Source organism: Roseateles sp. P5_B10, from assembly GCF_056400485.1.
Genome location: NZ_JBFULE010001210.1, coordinates 1 through 1,153, shown reverse-complemented (window position 1 = coordinate 1,153; position 1,153 = coordinate 1). Strand labels below are relative to the sequence as shown.

The following is a 1,153-nucleotide window of genomic DNA, read 5'->3' as shown; positions in this document are numbered from 1 at the left end:
CCAGTAGACAGCGCATGTCATCAGGGCCCGATTTCTCACCGCTGTTCATGTCGCCCAGATGCGCCTCCACATGCGTCACCTGGCCCTTGTAGTGGTCGACCGCGCCGCGGATCACGCTCTCGACATGCTCAATCAGCTTCTCACGGCCCTCTACGTGGTTGTCGGTCTCGATTTGCACCTGCATTGCATTCCTTTCGGCGTACGGAAGTCGCGCGCTTGGAGAAGAGGGGCAAGCAGCGTGCCGTGCAGCGTGCGCGGGGCGACAGCTTGAACGAATGGGAAGACCGCGAGCAGCATGAAGACACCGCTTCTCACGCCGTGGTATGCCAATAGAAGTGAACGAACTCGTCCTCGTACTCAGCTATGAGTGAGACAACGAAGTCTGTCTTGAGCGAGCGCATGGCAAGAGCTGAAACGAAGCCCATCGGGCTATGAACGGGTGGCTTGGCCGGAACAACGAAATCTGCGCACAGCTCTGCGACCAGCGAACTGAACTCCGACTCCGTCAGTGGCACAAACTCGGAATTTTCGAAATCATCAACGAGCCACGTCGGACGCTCTGTGTACCCCTTCTCGCCCAACTGGGCGACTGCCCAGAATCTCAGACCGTTGTCGCCGCGTTCTTTCGGGGCTCTTGTGATGCGAGCATATTGCTCCGAATCTGGCGGACTGAAGGCGTACTGGGGATAAATCTGAAAGCAAGCGCCGGGGTAGTTTCCAGCGAAATAGTAGTTGCTATTCAATTCGCGACTCAGGCGCTCAAGATCTGCTGAGGAGAACATGCTCGGCCTAACGTTCGTAAGGGTGGACTGCGGACGAAGGACCGCTTGCCCGCTTGCCCGCTGTTCATTTGGCTTTTGCTCGGAAATTCATGCTCTCGAGCTCACCGCTCCCGCGGAATCGCGTACGTGCCCGTCGCGTGCGCCACCGGCTCGTCCTCGCCCTCCGAGAAGATCCACACCTCGCCCACGGCCAGCGACTTGCCCAGCTTCATCAGCCGGCAACGCGCCACCACCCGCCGGTCGGCGCGCGGCTTGCGCAGGAAGTTGATGGACAGGTTGGTCGTCACCGCCAACGGCACGATGCCGATGCGCGCCAGGATGCCCAGATACAGGGCCACGTCGGCCAAGGTCATCATGACCGGGCCCGACAC

The 1,153-nt window shown here is 60.0% G+C and carries 2 protein-coding genes; both read right to left on the bottom strand.

All coding sequences use genetic code 11. From position 1 onward, the window contains the following. Positions 1-311: 311 nt before the first annotated feature. Positions 312-782: a hypothetical protein gene (locus AC1DU6_RS32170; protein WP_477862273.1), complete on the bottom strand. Its 471-nt coding sequence runs from the start codon at positions 780-782 to the stop codon at positions 312-314. A 101-nt stretch (positions 783-883) separates the two neighbouring features. After that, positions 884-1,153: PaaI family thioesterase (locus AC1DU6_RS32165; RefSeq protein WP_477862272.1), on the bottom strand; the 270-nt coding region annotated here is incomplete at its 5' end.

Excerpts from the sequence above, each read along its gene's own strand:
- AC1DU6_RS32170 (WP_477862273.1), bottom strand. The coding sequence starts at position 782 with ATGTTCTCCTCAGCAGATCTTGAGCGCCTGAGTCGCGAATTGAATAGC.